Source organism: Lentibacillus salinarum (genome assembly GCF_042679865.1).
Lineage (GTDB): Bacteria > Bacillota > Bacilli > Bacillales > Amphibacillaceae > Lentibacillus > Lentibacillus salinarum.
Window position 1 is genome coordinate 1 of the sequence record NZ_JBHTNH010000025.1, and the last position, 18,127, is coordinate 18,127.

An 18,127-nucleotide genomic window follows, 5' to 3' on the forward strand; every position below is an offset into this window, starting at 1 on the left:
CATGGGCTATCATAACGCCCGTGCCTTTTATATTGGTGGTAAATTACTTCGCAAACACTGGTAGACTCTTGTGCAAAGTGTGGTAAAAAGAACCGCAAGGCTGGTAAAAACTGACCGCAATACTCATTCTGGTTTAAAGCCGACTGCCTGATAGATAAATTAGTTGATGCATAGGTTGCCGGGAAATCGCCGGACTTGATTGGTTCATAGAGTTCTTGGTCGATGCGTACAGTAAAACAGAGTTGTCCAAAATCCGTCTCGTACAATAACCACATGAACTGGACATGTTCTGTCCCAGGCCTTACTTCAGCCGGGCATGTCTTACTTGAAATATTATTCGACAAAATTCGGGAAGTGACAGGCACCTAAAACTTAATGTAACCCTTGACATAATGGACGAGTTGAAATAGAATCGGCCTGATTGAAAAGTGGCTTCATGTCCTCCAGTGTTCCCGTACCTACTTCCTTCCAGTCAGGTGATAATCCCATACCACTTTCACAATCCTCATCCAAAGGGGCAGCCTTTCATGACAACCATCCTACCCAGCTATGAGATTAATGGGGCCACCATGGCACTCCTGCCAGCAGCGCACATAGACTATGAGACGACTGTCATCGAAAGGAATCAGGAGCTATTCATCCGGAAAACGCCGCACCAGCTAATCAGCAGTGCCTGTCTGGAAAACTGCTCGACATATGAAGGAAGAAGAGAAACGGTCATGCATCATTTCGGATTTAAGCGAAAAGTCCCTATCCCGATTAACCCTAGGAAAAACCTCTTCGCCTTCCCAACTCACAGTCCATCTGATTTTACATGCTGCTGGATCTTCTATAAGCACATCCAAGCAATCCTGCCGCCATCCGCTTCGTCCAAAAACACACCCAACCAAACAATTCTTCTCTTTAAAAATGCCCTGCAGCTGCCGGTGGACGTATCACATTATGTACTGGAAAAACAACTGGAGCGGACCGGAATGTGTATGTGGCGGTTTGGAGCTATTCCGACTAGATTAGGGTAGTGATAGGCACAAAACAAAAAAGCCTCCCACATTTAACGTGAAAGGCTAGTTCAAACCATCTCAAACCGCTCCATAATATCAAATCCTGCACCTTGATATTCCGTAATATCACTTTCTCCAACAACTGAGATATTCACCTTTTGTTGAGGCTTTGCATCTGGATGAACACTTTCTACTTTCGCACTGTATGTCCCATTATTTTTCATAACGTCATGCATAAAACCACTATAAAAGGCAGGCACATATCCTAACTTATAACCGGACTGGGTAGTCAAGACAACAACGGCCTTCTTATCTTTGGGATTCATTTCATCAAGTTCAAATGTTACATCGTCTCCCACTTTTAACGCATTTAAGGCGTTTTCTCCTTCATAATACCTCCAACCAGCTACATAAAAATCGAAATCAAAGTGATTATCATAACGATAAATTGGCGCAACAAATTCATATGGGTCTGTAGCCAATCTTCCACCCGTAGCACGTAATAAATCCATTTCTGTATAATTATTTGATAATCCATATGATTGAAGGAGTTCCTTAAAATCTGGCCTCCGCTTATCTGGTAGCCTCCTTGCAAAGGCATCAAACAAACGATTAGACTTATACACTTTATGAATATCTCGAAAAGCAAGGTGTGGCCGATAGCCATTTTTCATCGCTTCTAACAAAGTACGTCTTTTTCCGCTCAACTCATAAGCAAACGTAAATTCTCCATCTAGGCTTGATAAATTCCCAATATGATATCGTTGACGCGTTTCGGTATTTTGCCAAATTAGCCATAAAACAAATGGTCGCTTCGTCATTATTCACTCACCTCATTTTGCCATTCCAGAATCCAATCTTTCCGGTAGTAACAGTTTTACTACCCACTCTTTGTATATGTCACTCATAACAACTGTAGGTATCGTATTTAAAATCCCAATAATATTATTCTTATTCAAAACAGCTAATCGATTTACAGCATCATCACTTTCTTTTGGATACTGATCTCGATTGCCCGACAGTAATTCCAAGTATTTTGGTTTCTTTTTTCCATCAATTCCAATTAACGAGTAACTTCTATTACTAAATGCCTTGAACATATTGAAGTCTTTAAACATCAATTTTATTCGCTCTTCTTTTAATTGAAACCCTAACGATGCACCATTATCATAAATGGGAGCTAATCGATAACCCGACCTTGTTGCGATAACTCCCCAATTATCACAGTGTCTATCTTGATTCCCGATTAACGCATCAAACACAGGAATAACAATAAAGTCTTTATCCAACTCAAAATCCGATAAGGCCATAGCTATATGATGAAATGTGTAATTATCCAGTTTATAACGATCAAAATCTTCTACAATCGCTGGAAATAAGTCGCCGCCCTCATAGAACTCTTCCGTTCCCGAAGTGAATTTCCTCGCTATAATCCCATGAGTATTCTGTCTAACAGCTAAGTGCACATCCATCATATTTAATTCAAGTAAGTTACCTATTTCAGAAGAAACCTTTTCAGCCCATGCCTCACCAGTATCTTCCTTTGGTATCTTAAACATGAAATGCTAAGCTGTTTCAGGTTCTATTACCCAAAACTTTGCTCTAGTCCCTGAAATTTGCCTATTAACGTCCTCTTCCCATTGACTCACATCCAGAATTCTCATGAAATCGTCCCTTATTCATATCAGTAACCTTTATTATATCATGTGATAAGAATTCCATCGTATTATATGCCCTAAACCACTACAACCATTGCACATTTTGTATATCATTATCTCATAATAAAAATAATAACTGAAGTATTTTATTGGAGATATTTCGAACAATTCGTGAAATCACACTACTAGAGAAAATGGACCGGGGGAGGATTCAATGGAAAAGGTGGAAAGCGAAAAGTCCCCATCCCGATTAACCCGAGCCAAAAACTCTTTACCTTCCCAACCCACAGCCCAACGGATTTCAAGTGCAGCTGGATTTTCTACAACCACGTTTTGACAATTCTACCAGCCCCTGCTTCAACCGAAAACGTATCCGCCCGAACAACCGTCGTCTTTACCAATGGGCAAAGCTACCAGTCAGCGCGTCACATTATGTGTTGGAAAAGCAGATGGAACGGACCGGGATGTGTATGTGGCGGTTTGGGACTACTTATGCTTTTCATTATAACAGACAAAAAAGCTATCTTCCGAATCCAAGCATGAATACCTTATATTTTCATCCCCTTCGACTAATCCCCCACACTCTCCGTAAAAAAGGGATAAATCTTCAATATTCTCCCATAAGTCCCGGAATCCTTAATTGGGAAGCAAGTCTTTCTGTTAACACAACGAGAATGTGTAATCGTATTCAAAATATCCAAGACGACAAGATCTTTTTTGCGAAAATAGGATTGGCATACTGGGCATCTAATTAGATTCATGATTAGTCAGTCCCTTCATAGCAGTCTAATTGTTTTAGATTTCTCCACTAATATCTACTGGACTCTTATTATACATGATGAAGTAGACTGTGAACTACGATTTCCAATGCTTGTTCCAATCCCGTATGAACGAACCCACACAAAAAAATCACCATCTATTAATTAAACTCCAACTTCTCTTCAGCTACTACCCCACGCAATTTCCGCCTTGCCGCCTTACCCCAGCCCTTTACCGTCTCCACCGAAACACCCTCCTGCTCAGCAATCTCCTGAACAGACATGTCCTCGATAATGAAATACGTCACCCATTTCCACTGCTTCTCTGATAAGTTACCCTTCACCTCCGCCCAAACATCGGTACGATACATCCCCATATCTTCAGCAGCCTGTGCCATGCTATGACGATTAGCCGTGCTGCCGCTCCGATAGTAATTCCCATCTTCCTGCTCCAGCCGACGTTTCTGCAAAATCATCGTTTGCTTTTCCTTCTCTCCCGTCTCTTTACGTATCAAGTCTATCAAGCGGTTGCGGATCATATAATTGAAGTAAGTTGCCATTGGCCCTTTATCCGGCTCATATTTCCGGTAAGCATTCCACATGGCCACTAAACCTTCCTGGTAATACACCTGGTGCGGATCGCTCATCTGTAATTGGTGAAGGTGATAATGAATCCGCCGCTTATTCTGGTTGAAAATGTCTTCAAACGTGTCGTTAACCCTCTTTTTCTCCATTAGTTAGCTCCCCTTCCGTCTAATAAACTGCACGCTTCAGAACATCACTTTTTCACTTTTAATTACTACAGATCGTGTGCGAGTATGCTCACATGAAAGGGGAAATGCCTATAACTTAACCATTTTCATGCAGCTTTCTTGGAGGTCGTTCGACAATAGTAATTACTTATATAATAGAACAATTGTTCGCATAATTAAAGTATTGTGTGAAAAAATTTAGTGCTGATTTCGCACATTTGTATTGAAGAGGAGCTAAAAATAATCGGCAAAACCCACGACAATCAACAGTCATTTTTTCTATGCTCTATGCGTATCAACCAAATGGTGCCGGCATTGCTGCTTTGAATTGTGAGGTGGGTGTACCAATTTAAGAATAATAAAAAGCCAAGGGGCAAACCACTGGGGCTGAAATTACCTGCTGTCTTTCTACTCCAAATATGATCGATGCACGAATACGAGTTTTTGCGCTTCATGTGTGACTATAATCGAAGTAAATGAACAAATGGGGGCATGAATTGGGAAAATATTTTTCGCCGGAAAATGCCCCCTTTTCCGTATTCGTTTCGATTGTAGGGATGAGAAGCGATTTCCCGGGCATACTAATCTATAGGTGATGACATGGCCAGAAGAAAAAAAGTTTCAATCGATAACCTGTTTGTGTTCGGATTGATGGGTTTGGTCGTTTTTCTATTCTTGCTCAACCGCGTCATTAGCTGGTTAACAAGCCTGCCAACGATTGCTTGGTTTGTGATAATAGGATTCATTATCACAGCAATACTTGCCAAACGACATATCAATCACTTGAGGAAATTAAAAGAAGCAGAACAGCGTCGATTGAGACTTGAAAGAAAAAGAAACCTGGATGATTTAAAAAAGATGCTGCCCTCGACTTTTGAACATTATACATGTGACTTGTTCAGGCAATTTGGGTATGATGCACATGTAACACCCGTCTCTGGTGATAGCGGCAAAGACATTATGATTTACAAACAAAATATGTTCGCCATTGCCGAATGCAAACGTTATGATAAAACCAAGGTGACACGTCCAGATATTCAAAAGTTTCATAGCGCTTTAATTGATTGTAAAGCTGATAAAGGTTACTTTGTCACGACTGGTGATTTTACCAGTCAAGCAAAATCCTATGTTCTTGATAAACCGATTGAAATGATAAACGGCGCTAAACTGGTCCATTTAATTGTGGAAGTCACTAAAGACGAACAGGCTAACAAACAACTTGATGCAATGCTTACTCAATTTAACGGATAGGGATTTGTCATTGATGACGGGAATCTCCAGAATCATACCCATTTGTACTTGCAATCCCTATCCGGCATCATTCACAAGCACTAATTCTTTACATCATCCGGATGAATCTTCTTCTCTTCCAATTCAATTAATGCGACAACTTCCAGCAAAACATAGGCGGCATCTTTTCTGGTATATACCTCATCATCGATTAAATGGCAAGCGGTCTGGATAATTTTGCTTTTCATGTCGGTCAATAGCCATTTGGTTTGTAGTTCATCCAGACAGGTTTGGCTTGCCACTGCTTCTTTTTCCATATTATCGCTCACCTCCCAGTGCGGTTTTGACATTAACCAAGCTTTTCTTTGCCTTGTGTTTAAACTTCAATCTTTGATTCTTTGGATTTTGAATGACATTAAACATGATCTTTAGTCTAAGTTATCTGCCTAATTCTTCTCTCATTAGGTATTTAAGAAAAATCATCTACTCATCGTATAAAAGAATTAGTTGCTTGGAATATTTCTATTAGTATCCATTATATCGTTCATAAAGATATTTTCAATAATTTAATCGTTATTTACGATTAAATTTTGATTTTTTTCGGATCTATCGCTCGTTATAAATACTATAATAGGGATAGGAGGTGCAGAATGGATATAGGAAAACGCATAAGAAACTTAAGGACGGCAAAAAATTATAGTGTGACAGAACTGGCAAATAAAGCCTATATATCACAATCCTATTTAAGCGATATAGAAAAAGGCAGAACTGCTCCTTCTATTGACAAACTAAAAGTTATCTGTGATTCATTGGATATTTCATTAAGTGAATTTTTCGGCACTGTTCCCGAGCTACCTACAGAGTTAATCCGGTTAGTGGAGAACGCTCGAAAATTAACGGATGATGAAATAAGATTACTATCCAACTTTTTAGAAGCATTAACAGAACGAAATAAACGGAATGACTAAAATTATATGGTAGGGACATTTCCTTGCGAGAACTGTCCCGGTTATCAGATATTCGCCATGCTGCACTAAGTGAGTTATCTAATCAAAAGCGTGAGAGTATCAATTTCAGACATGTAGAGAAAATAGCAGAAGCCCTTGAAATTGAGGATATTAGGGAAATAATTGACTTGGAAGATAAACCAGATTAAAAGTCACCCATAAATAATGGACGATTATTATAGGAATGATAATATTTCATGCATTAAAGACCAAATTAAGGCACTAGGAGTGCTATTGATTGTTGGGCATTCCTTTCATAATCTCTATTATATGCTCCTGATGCTCAGCACACATATTCGATCCGCACAATAGCGCAATCTATTGTATATGGCAAATCGTAGTAGGAGTAACTACAATGATTATTTTCCACCAGTCTCAGACAGTACTTATAAATATCATTAAACTTCAAGGATAGTCACGCGAACCAGTAGCCCCTTTCCTAAGTAGGTCATCTAATCAGGCGATGTGACTAAAATCGCTATAATATATTTATATCCCCCGAAATTAAGCGTTGTACAGTACCGTCATGTATTACTCTCTTATTACTTTAATAGTTAAGGGTGATTGAGTTCCATTACGGAATCAATAAATGATAGGTGATAGTTCAATTCGATGTTGATCGTAATAACCGACACTAAGAATATTCTATTTATCATTTTTTTCATTAACATCAATTTTCCATTGACCTATTTCATCCTGAATATAACTATCCGTTGAGACACTTACAACGGTGTCGTCAATATTATTTTCATGCTTATTATCCTCTAAATTAAAAATACTATTTGCTACTTCTAAATCTATGTCCTTATTAAATAACTCGGCCTTCGTTAGTATTCCTTCACGATTTGGTCCTATTTTACCACTAATAATATCTATTCCTTTATTTATTTTTTCTTTTTGTTTTGCATCTATTTCAAGAGTTTCTACTTGTTTTTTTAAATCATCTATTTGTTTGTCTTTTTCTTCTATTTCTTTCTTGTGTTCTTCATGGAGACTTTGAATATTCATTTTTAACATTTTCAGGAATGAACCCATCTCATCTGCATTTCCAGCAAGCCTATTAAAAATTTGTAAGTAATTATTTATTATGGGATCTTCTAAATATCCAGGATACCGAACATCGTGGTCTATTTCACTCCAAGCCTCTTCAAAGATAGTTCTCACCTGAACTTCTGCAATATATTCCTTATTCATGGGTTTTGTTTTAACTAAATAATGAACAGAACGATAACCGGCTTTATGCTCTTTAACATCGCAGCCACTTTGTTCATATCTTTCTCTAATCTCTTTCGAATCTCCACTCCTAATGTTTGCCTTTGGTTTCTCATGAAGATTCCAATTTTCATTAATAGATTGATGGATATGTTCCCGGTCTTCTTTATACAAATGAAGAACGCGGATTCCTATCAAATCAGTTAACAATTCTGTATAGTTACCAACATTAATATCTAAATTTGGGGCTTCCAGCTTTTTTCTAATAATTTTATCAAGTAGATGGATATCATCCTTTATCCGAAAATGAATTATATGTGCTTTATCCATTTCCTTTAATTTATTTGATAACATTTGGGCTGTTAAAAATAAGTCGTTTTTCAAGTTTTTATAATTATTAGAAATATATTCCAGTTGTCCCCATTCAATACCTGATTCTTTTATTTTCTCCTCTGTCAACCTGGATTGCTGCAGATATGTTTTCATTTTCATGAATATATCTCCTTTGTCCCATTACAAAAAGACGTTTATTATAACTGTTTTATTATTCCACCACTAGTTGATCCGATTCTTCTTCCATCATCATATAATAATGCTGTTCTTGACCAGTAGCCATAAAAATCTTTTTAAATACTTCTTGGTATTTATATACTAACTCTTCATCTGGCGTTACATATAAATCATCATTTATGGAGTGTGAGCCGTCATTAATCCATGACAACAAATTACGACAGTATACTTTATCCTTGCCATCAAAATATTCTTCAATACTATGTAAGTTTTTTAGGTTACCAAATTGAGTAAAATACGTTTCCAAAACCCTCCTCATTATATTCTGGATAGTTTGCAAGTTATCCTTATTTATATTCCTTATTTCACTCCAAAGCAGCCCATATGATGATTGAATAGGATTGTGTTCGTACTTCTGGATAGTCGATAAACTTTTATCATTTTTACGGATAATCCAAAAAGTTTCATCTTTAAATGTTTGGTTTTGAAAATTAAAGGTTACTTCCTTATGAAAGTATATATTGTGTGTAAATAGCAGTAACTGGGTTACATATCCTTCTTCTCTGATTTCTGAAATTAACTCACGGATTAAATGGCCGACAATAAACATAACATTACTATCCAAACTGGAAACAGGATCATCAATAACGACAACTTTCTTATCCTGCACCTCTTCCTGGTTCGAGGTTCCTGTTATAAGATGATAAAAATATAAGAATGAAATAAATGTTTTTTCACCTTCACTTAGGGTATTTTTAGCATCTTCACCATTTTCTCTGACTATTTTATACTTTTGTTCTTCTCTATTTACTGTTTCAATTTTGAAATTCTTGAAACCGTATAAATCCAACGTATCATTGATTCGCTGCTCCGTATGGTGAATACCGGTAAGCTCTAACTGTATTTCTTTTAATTCGTTTATCGCATCATCAATAAATTCATCCTTTTGTTTTATAGATTTTCTCATCCCTTTTATCGCATTATTAATAGGTGTAATCTCGTTATTGAATTCATTATGAATGTCTTTGATCTGCTCACAGAAAAAACGCCACATTTGCTTTCTAAGTTCCTCTTGCTCTTGAGGTAATTTTTCTAATCGTTCATTTTGCTTTTCGATTTCAGCGTTAACCCTATGAATTTCTTTGTTTATTTCTTCTATATAATGAACAATTGATTGTATTTCAGTTGGCAGACTTGGTTCCTTAACTTTTTGATTGATATACTCTTTATTCCGTTGGTATAGAGCTTTAATATTCTGTAGACTGCTGGAAATTAAAGTCGTATCTATTCCAAAATTCTTATATTTTTCCGCATTAGTTAAAATAATTTCGATTGCACTTATAATTTTGCCTAACTCTAAATCATACTGTTTATAAGAAGAATCTAATTCTTTGATATTCCTATCATATGTATCGTCAAAGAGTTTTTCCAATTGTGACATTAGGTCATCAGGAGCAGGTTGTTGGCAAAATGGACAAATTTCTTTTGTTTGTTCTAAATAACTTTTTCCTACTCTAACCCAGTCACTCATATCTAACTTATTAATTAATTGTTCTAATTCTATATCTCCGGATCCAACAATCTTTTTATTAAATATTTCCATTTCTTCAACTTCATTATTATAGTTAATAATATCAATCTTACTATATGGATTATCCGGTTGTTGAAATAACAGTCGTTCCTCCTTTTCAATTTCCTCAAAACTCTTTAGATCCGAATCCACATCAAATTCTTCTAAGCACTTATAAGCAAATTTTTCAGAATTTCCCCTGGCACCTTTAAATGTATGGTGGAGAGTGACATCGTATTTCACCTTTTGAGTCCAACATTCATTTTTGAATCTATTAAATATGGTGTCCCAGTGCAACTGCTTTTTACGTAAATTCATTTCTATTTGTTCTTTTTTCTGTTTATTATCTTCAAGCTCCTTTTCACATTCCACCTTTCTTTTATGCAATTCAGTGCTGTCTTCACCCAAAATGAAAATACCATTTAATTCGTCAGTATAGGTAAAGTTCTCCTCCACAAAATTTCGGTTATAAACCAATACATTTTGAGATTCTGTTTTCCATGTAACTTTACAATCTCCAGGGTCACTTAAGTTTCTCAAAAGTTCCGAAATAGTAGTTTTACCTGAACCATTACTACCATAGATATAATTCACTTTTTTTAATTCGCTAAAGTGCTCTGGTTGCTCTCCAAACGTCGCAACATTTTGCATCGTGATAGTTTCAAACACAAAATTCTCCTTTCATACAAGAAAGCTATAAATAGGACTTCACTAATCAAAAAGCTCTTCTTTAGTTTAAATGCGCTTATATTTTAAACATCGAAACAAGTTGGATAAACTTTCAAATTTGTATATAAGAAACCCTTTTAAATTTATATGCACGGATTAACCCCTATTATTTCTTTATCATCATTGTCTAAATACTCATCCAATGCTACTATTTCTACAGCATTATCTAACAAAGTTTGGGTCCATGGATACGGTTGACCACACTCATGGCATAAATTTGGCAATTCGTATTTATATCCTGCAGTTATAATATTCGGAATATTATACTTTCCTCTTATTGCTGCATTACAACTAAGACATTGAGTTATTGTTTCTTTTCCACACTTCCTACAATGTTTAGCTTGAAGCGGGGAACCTAATTCATAATTATACGTAATTGTGTGTCCATCTAAGCATATTTGTGTCCCTCCATATTCCCCCATTTTTTTACCCCCTCTCCTCCTCAATAAATTGAGATTTCCGGAACTTCTTCGTTTTTCCATGGCTTAATTTAATTTGCTGATAATAAACGCGGATGTAGCTAGGAAGTAAACTGAATACGTTCACATATAAATAAGTGAAAAAATTTCTATCTTACGAATTCGATACATATCTACAAAATCCTTCATAATAAAATGATTTATATAAGCTAAATATACTCAGCACCCCTCTAGGGGTGCCGTAATTCTACCGCAAAATCTCTGCCTTACTTAACACCATAATAATCCACATACCAATCAGCGAACTTCTGCAAGCCGTCTTCTATGGATGTCTGTGGTTTAAATCCGACTGCCCGATAGAGTAAATCAGTTGATGCATAGGTTGCCGGGACATCGCCTGGCTTAATTGGTTCATAGATTTTGTTGAATTCCACATCACAGCCCAATGCATTGCTCAACGCTTTTTCCAGGGCGCCGATGAACGTCATGAGCTTCTCCGGGCTGTTGTTGCCGATGTTAAAGACACGGTGCGGCGCGCCCTCTTTCGCTTCAGGCGGATTGGCCATCAACCGTTCCATGCCCATGACGATATCGTCAATGTATGTAAAATCACGATACAAATCATTATCAAAATCGCCATTGTTAAAGATCTTAATTGGTTCGCCTGCAAAATACTTATTCGTGAAACCGAAGTAAGCCATATCCGGACGCCCCATTGGCCCGTAAACCGTAAAGAAACGAAGACCGGTCGCCGGAATGTTATACAGGTGGCTATACGTATGCGCCATTAATTCATTGGACTTCTTCGTTGATGCATACAAGGATACCGGATTATCGACAAAATCTGATTCCTCAAACGGCACTTTTTTATTCGCGCCATACACCGAACTGGACGACGCATAGACCAGATGATCAACCGGATAGTGTCTGCAGGCTTCCAGGATGTTGTAGAAACCAATGAGATTGCTCTGGATATAGACATCCGGGTTTTCAATCGAATAACGGACACCTGCCTGTGCAGCTAGATTCACCACAATATCAGGCTTATATTCCTCAAACGTCTCCATGATCTTGGTTTTATCTGCAATATCCCCTTTAATAAAGGTGAATGTCTCATAAGGCTGCAGCTGATCTAAACGTGTTTGTTTTAAATTAACGTCATAGTAATCATTAAGGTTATCGATGCCAATGACCTTGCAGCCCTGGTCCAGCAGTTTTTTGGAAAAATAGAATCCGATGAAACCGGCTGCTCCGGTAACTAGGTAGGTTTTGTTTGTGTTTATTGTATTGGTACCCATTTTAAATAGCTCCTTACGAAATTACCTTTAAATTATTCCATAGTATTTATAAAATTTCCTTACTCTTTCATCTTTCAACAAGGGTTGATGAATTTGTAAGATGTTAACATCACTATAATTGTTACCCTCAATAATCTTCATCCCAGTATCAGTAACAACAACATCCCAGCCAACATATCTCAAGTTATCCTCTGATTTTGCAACCTCTATCACCTTATTTTTCACATGTTCCCAATTAGGTATCACAGTTCCCTCTATCTTCACATTGGTATCTGGATGAGTTTGTACCCATTCAATTTTACTATTATTTTCTTGGTGGTAAGCTGCCTTACCTAATCTCCCCTTTTCTAAGTCAACTAGAGCAGTCATACCACCTTTCCAGACATTATCAACCGGTTTGGTTTTTTCACTACCAAATTTATGTACTGCAACAGGTATAAAAACCTTATCAGTTTCCGGATCGCGCATGGTGATGATTCTAATACTATTTATAGTTCCTGAGTATATTTTATTTGAATAAGCGGCCTGAGATAAATGTTCTACAATTAGATGGTTAGGTAATGTTCTAACAAATTCTTTTAGTGTGTCTGAGGTTATTGAATTGTAATCTAAATAAAAATTATCATTTTCATAAGTTAATCTATAAATGCCTTTTCCCCCTCCCCCACTAAACTTTTTAATAATCAATTTCTTTTGCTCTACAACAAAGCCACAAAATTCATCTAAAGTACAACTTCGATTGTTTAATATAATTTTCCCATTTTTTACTTTTCCATATGTTTCTGCTGTTACATTATGCTCAAGAAAAATTTTACTAAATAAGTTTTTATCATTAATTATTAATGAATAAGGACCATTGATTTTTGCAGTTTTACGCCTTTTAAAATCTGACAAATATAACTTATAATTATTCTTTTCAAAATTATACAATCCATATTTGTCACTGCTAAATCCTTGTATTAAACACCAAGCTTTTTTTCCTAAATTGGGATTCGAATTATTATTTTTTTCTTGTTCTAGAAGATATCTTAATGCAATAAGATTACATCGAGCATTCTTTAATAACTTTATCATTCGTCTCATCTATTAGTTTCACTCCGTAAATTTATTTATACTAGTTTTTTGGTAATTCTAATAGATTTCCTATCTTCCTATTCCACTCTGGTGGATAGAATTGCCCCATACCACTAGTTGGAAAGAAGGTTAATTCACCAAAATATATTTTATTATTTACATAATAAAAGTCCACTCTTACAAATGGAAAGTCTTGGGATAATTTTCGAGCTAATAGAATCATTTCTTCATAGTTCTTAGGTTGTTCTATCTTTTCCTTTGAATTAGCCAAGGGGCGCATTCCAGTAAAAGGCATATGTTCCCAATTCATATTGAAAAAATCAATAGTTTCATTGTTATCCCTTCCCTTAATAACTTGGCAATAGTAAGGAATACCGTTAAAACAATAAAATTTATAGTCATGTAAACTTGTAGAATTTAACATGTCATCACTTAGAAATGCCTCACAAATAATCCTAGGCTTAATATCCCTGTAAACCCACTCCCTTTTTGACCAATAATAATTATATCGTAGCCATCGTTTCATCTTTTTGAATTCTTTTTTCCAATCCATCTTATTTTTGTCTTTACAAACAATGTTAAATCCTGAACCGTGAGTACCCTTTAGTACAAATGATTTAGGCAATTCATCTATACCAATTTCATCTACTGATTCATAAACTCCTAATAATTCATTAAGATACTTGTCACCTACTGTTTCTTTAATAAATCCTCTAACTTCATATTTATCTGCACATTTTGTTGCTAGCGGATCATCCCAGTACAATTTCAACCATTGCAGTTTATCATTAAATTTTACAGGGTTTTCTAAATTAACTTCTCTACCTAATCTTTGTTTAAATCTTTTATTTAATAACTTTTCATCCGAAATAAAATATCTTAGATAAAACTCTTTAAATTTATCAACTAAAAGCACAATTAAATCATTATTTTTAATGGACTTTTTAATTGGCATTTTTTCACCTACTTTTTAGCTCCATTCATATAATAAAAACAATATCTAATCCCATAATTACAGCTATAAAAGGTTACTAGCAACATATCTCTTAACGTCTTATCCCTTAACATTCTCCATATCGAACTTCTTACTAATGAGGAGAGTTAACATAATTAAACCTAAACTTAGAAGGCCTGCTACAATAGAAAAAAAGGCAAGAGCAATAAGGTCATCAGAAAAGAAATAATAACCTGTTACAAATGCTAAAAAACGAATCACTAATGTGAAAGTAGCGTACTTTAATTGAAAAGCCTGAGCAAACATAGCAGGTAAAGCTTTTGTACTAGGCCTATTTAAAAACATACAGAATACCCAAAAAGCCATCCAACGTGCATATTCACCTGCTGTAGACCAATCAGAGCCAAAAACTAAACTGAAAATCGAAGGTCCAAATGCCATAATTATCCCATAAGGAATAATTCCAACTATAAACAAAGCAACAGTCGCCTTAATTATTGGCTTTGTTATGTGCTCCTTTTTATTGATCGCTTCCGAAATCCGAGGATAAAATACATCCCCAATTGATTTTCCAATTAATTGCGATGGAACGTTTAATACTGTTCTGCCAATAGCGAAAAAGCCTGCTGAGGCTGGGCCGAAAAAAAATGTTAATAGCAAGACAGGCATATTTTGAGATAGAGCGCTGATAAAGACATGCGGTGATCTATATATTGGAAAATTTTTATATTTTTTAGCCAAACTTTTTAATGGGGACTTATTGTAATCAGAATCATTTAATTTATAAGTTGATTTTCTTATATGTAGTCTCATCATTAAAGCTCTGAAACCATTCTCCACTGCGGTTAGAGATATCAGCACGGCAGCTACTGGGTAATAAAAACCAATACCTACTCTACCTCCATTTATAAATAGCGATCGATAAAACATGGTTTTGGCAGTGATTCTGAATTGCTTAGTCCGTATTAACCATTGTTCATTCACTTGCATTAATCCCGAAAACAAAATAACTAACGGGAATAAAAACGTGTATGGTGCAATTTCTTCTATATTAAATAATTCTACAATAGGCTTGTTAAAAATTAACAGCAGCAATAAAGATAATACAGATAGTGCTATAGATATATAGATTGATAAACGCATAATGCCCTTTGCATCTTGATCACTTTTAGGTAATACAATCGCTACAGGGTAGGTTAGTGCAGCTATTGGAACAATAATTTGAGCAGTGGATTGGAACACCCCCATCATTCCATATACTTCCGGCCCATATAATCGAGTAATTATAGGAGATGCAGCCACTGCAATCAGTTGTGCGGCTGCTGTACCAGATGTCATTATTACTACGTTACGAACAAATGGTTTTTTGCTAAATTGACATATTATAGTTTTCATTTGGTGCATTCAAAACAAGCCGCCTTTGAGGATCTACAAAATTAACTCAATAGTACATCGGGCTATTCTTTAATAACTGCATTAATATCAAAACTATTTATTCATTCATAAGCTTTTTTTACATAGATTTTATTTTTTTCCTTTTATCATAAGTAGTGCTCTTATGAAGATAAATTAGCTTAGCTGTAATTATCAATAATATATAATATTCTTCACTATAGTATTGAACCTGACCATACCCAAATACAAAAATACAGGACAGTAAAATAATCATTACTTTCGATAAATAATCTCGTACTAAACCATACTTTATAAATTGGTAGAAAATATAAAAATATAAAAAATAGAACAGTATTAGTCCTAGCAACCCATTGTTGACACCTAGTTCAATAAAATTATTATGAGAATAAGTCTCTCTGCCAACTACTGCTTCACTTGCAAAGATTTCTCTATATTGCCCAACCCCATGCCCTATTAAAGGTTTTTCACTTATATACTCAATACCATACTTGGTCATAATGTTTCTTTCATTTAATGAACCATCTGACACATTCTTACTAGTTATAGAATTCACTAGATTATTCATTCTATTATAGGTAGGTTCAAGCATTTCAACATTTGTTATAGTTTGGTGGAATCCTAATAACAGTAAAACAAATAGGATACCAGTTTTTATTATCCTTTTTGGATTTTCAATGTTTTCTAATATTGCCATTAACACTATTGATATTATAATTCCGAAGATTACTTTCCTTGACCCACCAAATAAAATAAATGTTATATAGAATGGCCATAACACAAAATATAAGTATCGCTTTTTCTTAAATATAAAATAAAATGATATACAGAATGCGATAAATACTAATATAGAAATATGATTTGGATTACCAGCAATATCAAAACGCCTCAGCCCAAATTTTGAGTAGTCAAACATAATTAATGCATATGAAGATATTAAAAGAGCGTTAATAACAAAATAAAAAAGAATTCTTTCTATTTTTCTCGTTTCATCAATGTAATTGTAAAGAAACACAGAAAAAATAAATATAGAAATAACAATTCGAATTATAGAAAATGCTTCGCTTTGGTCTATAGACCAAAAATAAGAAAACACGAACAAAAGAATATTAGCGAATAAGAGGACTAGGAAAAAATTTATTTTAATAGGTCTTTTTTTGAGAAAAATGTCTAATATTATTATAAACGAAAATAAGAGGCCGATACCATTTAATATAAAAAATGAATAATCAATAATATAATAGAAATAAATAATAAAAACGTAGCTAAATAACAATAACTCTTTAATGTTCATTATATGTCCTCCAAAAGAATCCAAAAGAATTGAATATTTGCATATTAAATTTATTCTTTTTAAAGTTACTAACTAACCCCAAATATCTCAACCTTTTATTAAGTATAAACACCGCACCATTGGATTCTTTTCAAACCAACTTAGATATTAAACCCACTAGAAAAGTCCTCTCTTATAAATTGTTAGACTTCACTTAATAACTTTTCATATTCATTAATTACAACTAATAAACCAAAATGGTTGTTAAATGACTCTTTTTTAACATCTAATGTATTAAACCAAGATTTGTCCCAGTTTAATTCAACAATCCTATCAGGGCAATCAATAATTTCCATTATCTCATTAGTTCCACCAGGGTGATCCGTTGTCACAACTGGACAACCACAACACAAAGCCTCTAAAAGAACATTAGGTAAACCTTCGTATCTTGAAGGCAAGATAAGCAGGTCAGCGTAATTCATCCACTTGAATGGATTATTCTGGCGACCGACAAAATGAACACTATCATCAATACCTAAAGAAGCAGCAAGTAATTCATATTTAGTCTGCTCTTTTCCCTCTCCTAATAGCCATAGATTAACATCTCTTGTTCTTTCTCGATAATTAGCAAATGACTTTAATAATAAGTCAATACCTTTTTGCTCTGTCATTTTTCCAATCGCGATAACATTTTTTTTATTATTATTTGGAAAGGGGGAAGATCCTTTTTTACTTTCCTTTTCAATCATTTGTATATCGACAGGGTTATATATTTTAACTAAATTATTCCCGGTATAATTAAACTCATGCCTAAAATCATTTACCATAAAATCTGATTGACATACAATTTTATTAGCGTATTTGAATATTGTTTTGTAGATAATTCTCCATAACCAGGGAAACCTACTCTGTTTGATTGAAACACTTGGTGTATTATTCTCGCGAAACACTAATTTTGTTGTCGATGGAAAAAACACCTTTAAGAGGGCTAGCAAAACAGATATACTGCGCATAGACGAAAATAAAATCTCCGGTTTTATTTTGCGAACAATTTTAACTAATTGCACAGAATTACCAATTATATTTCTCTTTGATAATTCCTCAACATTCACTTCTTTGGGAATGCTTTCCTGATAGTCCCCATTCGTATTAAACAGAATTAAATAGCATTTAAATTCATTTTTATTAATATGACGTATAATAGTAGATACTACCCTTTCAGCGCCACCACCACTAAGTTTCGGCATAATAAATGCAATCTTTTTCAA

At 34.9% G+C, this 18,127-nt stretch carries 17 protein-coding genes and 1 pseudogene; 5 read left to right on the forward strand and 13 right to left on the reverse strand.

Going from position 1 to position 18,127, the window contains the following annotated elements; translation table 11 throughout:
* Positions 1-527 precede the first annotated feature (527 nt).
* Positions 528-1,019 carry a competence protein ComK gene (locus tag ACFQ4A_RS11540; RefSeq protein WP_382400735.1) on the forward strand — a complete coding sequence of 164 codons (492 nt, stop codon included), beginning with the start codon at positions 528-530 and terminating at the stop codon, positions 1,017-1,019.
* Positions 1,020-1,069: 50 nt separating this feature from the next.
* Here ACFQ4A_RS11540 and ACFQ4A_RS11545 read toward each other — a convergent pair whose 3' ends face one another.
* Both ACFQ4A_RS11545 and ACFQ4A_RS11550 read right to left on the reverse strand, forming a co-directional pair.
* Entirely contained in the window at positions 1,070-1,822 is a 753-nt protein-coding gene (locus ACFQ4A_RS11545) for an HIRAN domain-containing protein (protein ID WP_382400737.1), read from the reverse strand.
* 12 nt (positions 1,823-1,834) lie between these two features.
* Positions 1,835-2,560: a HipA domain-containing protein gene (locus tag ACFQ4A_RS11550; RefSeq protein WP_382400739.1), complete on the reverse strand. Its 726-nt coding sequence runs from the start codon at positions 2,558-2,560 to the stop codon at positions 1,835-1,837.
* A 339-nt stretch (positions 2,561-2,899) separates the two neighbouring features.
* Between ACFQ4A_RS11550 and ACFQ4A_RS11555 the strand changes: the two are divergent.
* Positions 2,900-3,202 (forward strand): annotated as a pseudogene (locus tag ACFQ4A_RS11555) (competence protein ComK); the annotation flags it as partial.
* Between the two features lie 376 nt (positions 3,203-3,578).
* Here ACFQ4A_RS11555 and ACFQ4A_RS11560 read toward each other — a convergent pair.
* Positions 3,579-4,151 carry a sigma-70 family RNA polymerase sigma factor gene (locus tag ACFQ4A_RS11560; RefSeq protein ID WP_382400741.1) on the reverse strand — a complete coding sequence of 191 codons (573 nt, stop codon included), beginning with the start codon at positions 4,149-4,151 and terminating at the stop codon, positions 3,579-3,581.
* Between the two features lie 618 nt (positions 4,152-4,769).
* On the opposite strand from ACFQ4A_RS11560, the gene ACFQ4A_RS11565 reads away from it, so the two are divergent.
* A complete protein-coding gene (locus ACFQ4A_RS11565) occupies positions 4,770-5,420 on the forward strand; it encodes a restriction endonuclease (RefSeq protein WP_382400743.1) in 651 nt (216 codons plus the stop codon).
* Between the two features lie 80 nt (positions 5,421-5,500).
* Here ACFQ4A_RS11565 and ACFQ4A_RS11570 read toward each other — a convergent pair whose 3' ends face one another.
* Positions 5,501-5,716: a hypothetical protein gene (locus tag ACFQ4A_RS11570; RefSeq protein WP_382400745.1), complete on the reverse strand. Its 216-nt coding sequence runs from the start codon at positions 5,714-5,716 to the stop codon at positions 5,501-5,503.
* A 333-nt stretch (positions 5,717-6,049) separates the two neighbouring features.
* Between ACFQ4A_RS11570 and ACFQ4A_RS11575 the strand changes: the two genes are divergently transcribed.
* Together ACFQ4A_RS11575 and ACFQ4A_RS11580 are read left to right on the forward strand one after the other, a co-directional pair.
* The gene (locus ACFQ4A_RS11575) at positions 6,050-6,367 is read left to right on the forward strand and encodes a helix-turn-helix domain-containing protein (protein ID WP_382400747.1); all 318 of its coding nucleotides are present in this window, start codon (positions 6,050-6,052) and stop codon (positions 6,365-6,367) included.
* A 17-nt stretch (positions 6,368-6,384) separates the two neighbouring features.
* Positions 6,385-6,555, forward strand: a complete 171-nt coding sequence (locus ACFQ4A_RS11580; protein ID WP_382400887.1) for a helix-turn-helix domain-containing protein — start codon at positions 6,385-6,387, stop codon at positions 6,553-6,555.
* Between the two features lie 496 nt (positions 6,556-7,051).
* Here ACFQ4A_RS11580 and ACFQ4A_RS11585 read toward each other — a convergent pair whose 3' ends face one another.
* The 9 genes from ACFQ4A_RS11585 to ACFQ4A_RS11625 form a co-directional block, all read right to left on the reverse strand.
* Positions 7,052-8,110, reverse strand: coding sequence for a RelA/SpoT domain-containing protein (locus tag ACFQ4A_RS11585; protein WP_382400749.1), 1,059 nt, complete (start codon positions 8,108-8,110; stop codon positions 7,052-7,054).
* 52 nt (positions 8,111-8,162) lie between these two features.
* The gene (locus ACFQ4A_RS11590) at positions 8,163-10,367 is read right to left on the reverse strand and encodes an AAA family ATPase (RefSeq protein ID WP_382400751.1); all 2,205 of its coding nucleotides are present in this window, start codon (positions 10,365-10,367) and stop codon (positions 8,163-8,165) included.
* 143 nt (positions 10,368-10,510) lie between these two features.
* On the reverse strand, positions 10,511-10,849 hold the full coding sequence (locus ACFQ4A_RS11595) for a DUF2321 domain-containing protein (protein WP_382400753.1): 339 nt from the start codon (positions 10,847-10,849) through the stop codon (positions 10,511-10,513).
* A gap of 263 nt (positions 10,850-11,112) precedes the next feature.
* Complete coding sequence (locus ACFQ4A_RS11600) at positions 11,113-12,144, reverse strand: SDR family NAD(P)-dependent oxidoreductase (protein WP_382400755.1); 1,032 nt, start codon at positions 12,142-12,144, stop codon at positions 11,113-11,115.
* A gap of 27 nt (positions 12,145-12,171) precedes the next feature.
* Complete coding sequence (locus ACFQ4A_RS11605; RefSeq protein ID WP_382400757.1) at positions 12,172-13,218, reverse strand: sugar-transfer associated ATP-grasp domain-containing protein; 1,047 nt, start codon at positions 13,216-13,218, stop codon at positions 12,172-12,174.
* Positions 13,219-13,258: 40 nt separating this feature from the next.
* Entirely contained in the window at positions 13,259-14,173 is a 915-nt protein-coding gene (locus ACFQ4A_RS11610) for an ATP-grasp fold amidoligase family protein (RefSeq protein WP_382400759.1), read from the reverse strand.
* A gap of 99 nt (positions 14,174-14,272) precedes the next feature.
* Positions 14,273-15,577: a lipopolysaccharide biosynthesis protein gene (locus ACFQ4A_RS11615; protein ID WP_382400761.1), complete on the reverse strand. Its 1,305-nt coding sequence runs from the start codon at positions 15,575-15,577 to the stop codon at positions 14,273-14,275.
* Between the two features lie 109 nt (positions 15,578-15,686).
* Positions 15,687-16,880, reverse strand: a complete 1,194-nt coding sequence (locus ACFQ4A_RS11620) for an O-antigen ligase family protein (RefSeq protein WP_382400763.1) — start codon at positions 16,878-16,880, stop codon at positions 15,687-15,689.
* Positions 16,881-17,062: 182 nt separating this feature from the next.
* Positions 17,063-18,127: a glycosyltransferase gene (locus tag ACFQ4A_RS11625; protein WP_382400765.1), complete on the reverse strand. Its 1,065-nt coding sequence runs from the start codon at positions 18,125-18,127 to the stop codon at positions 17,063-17,065.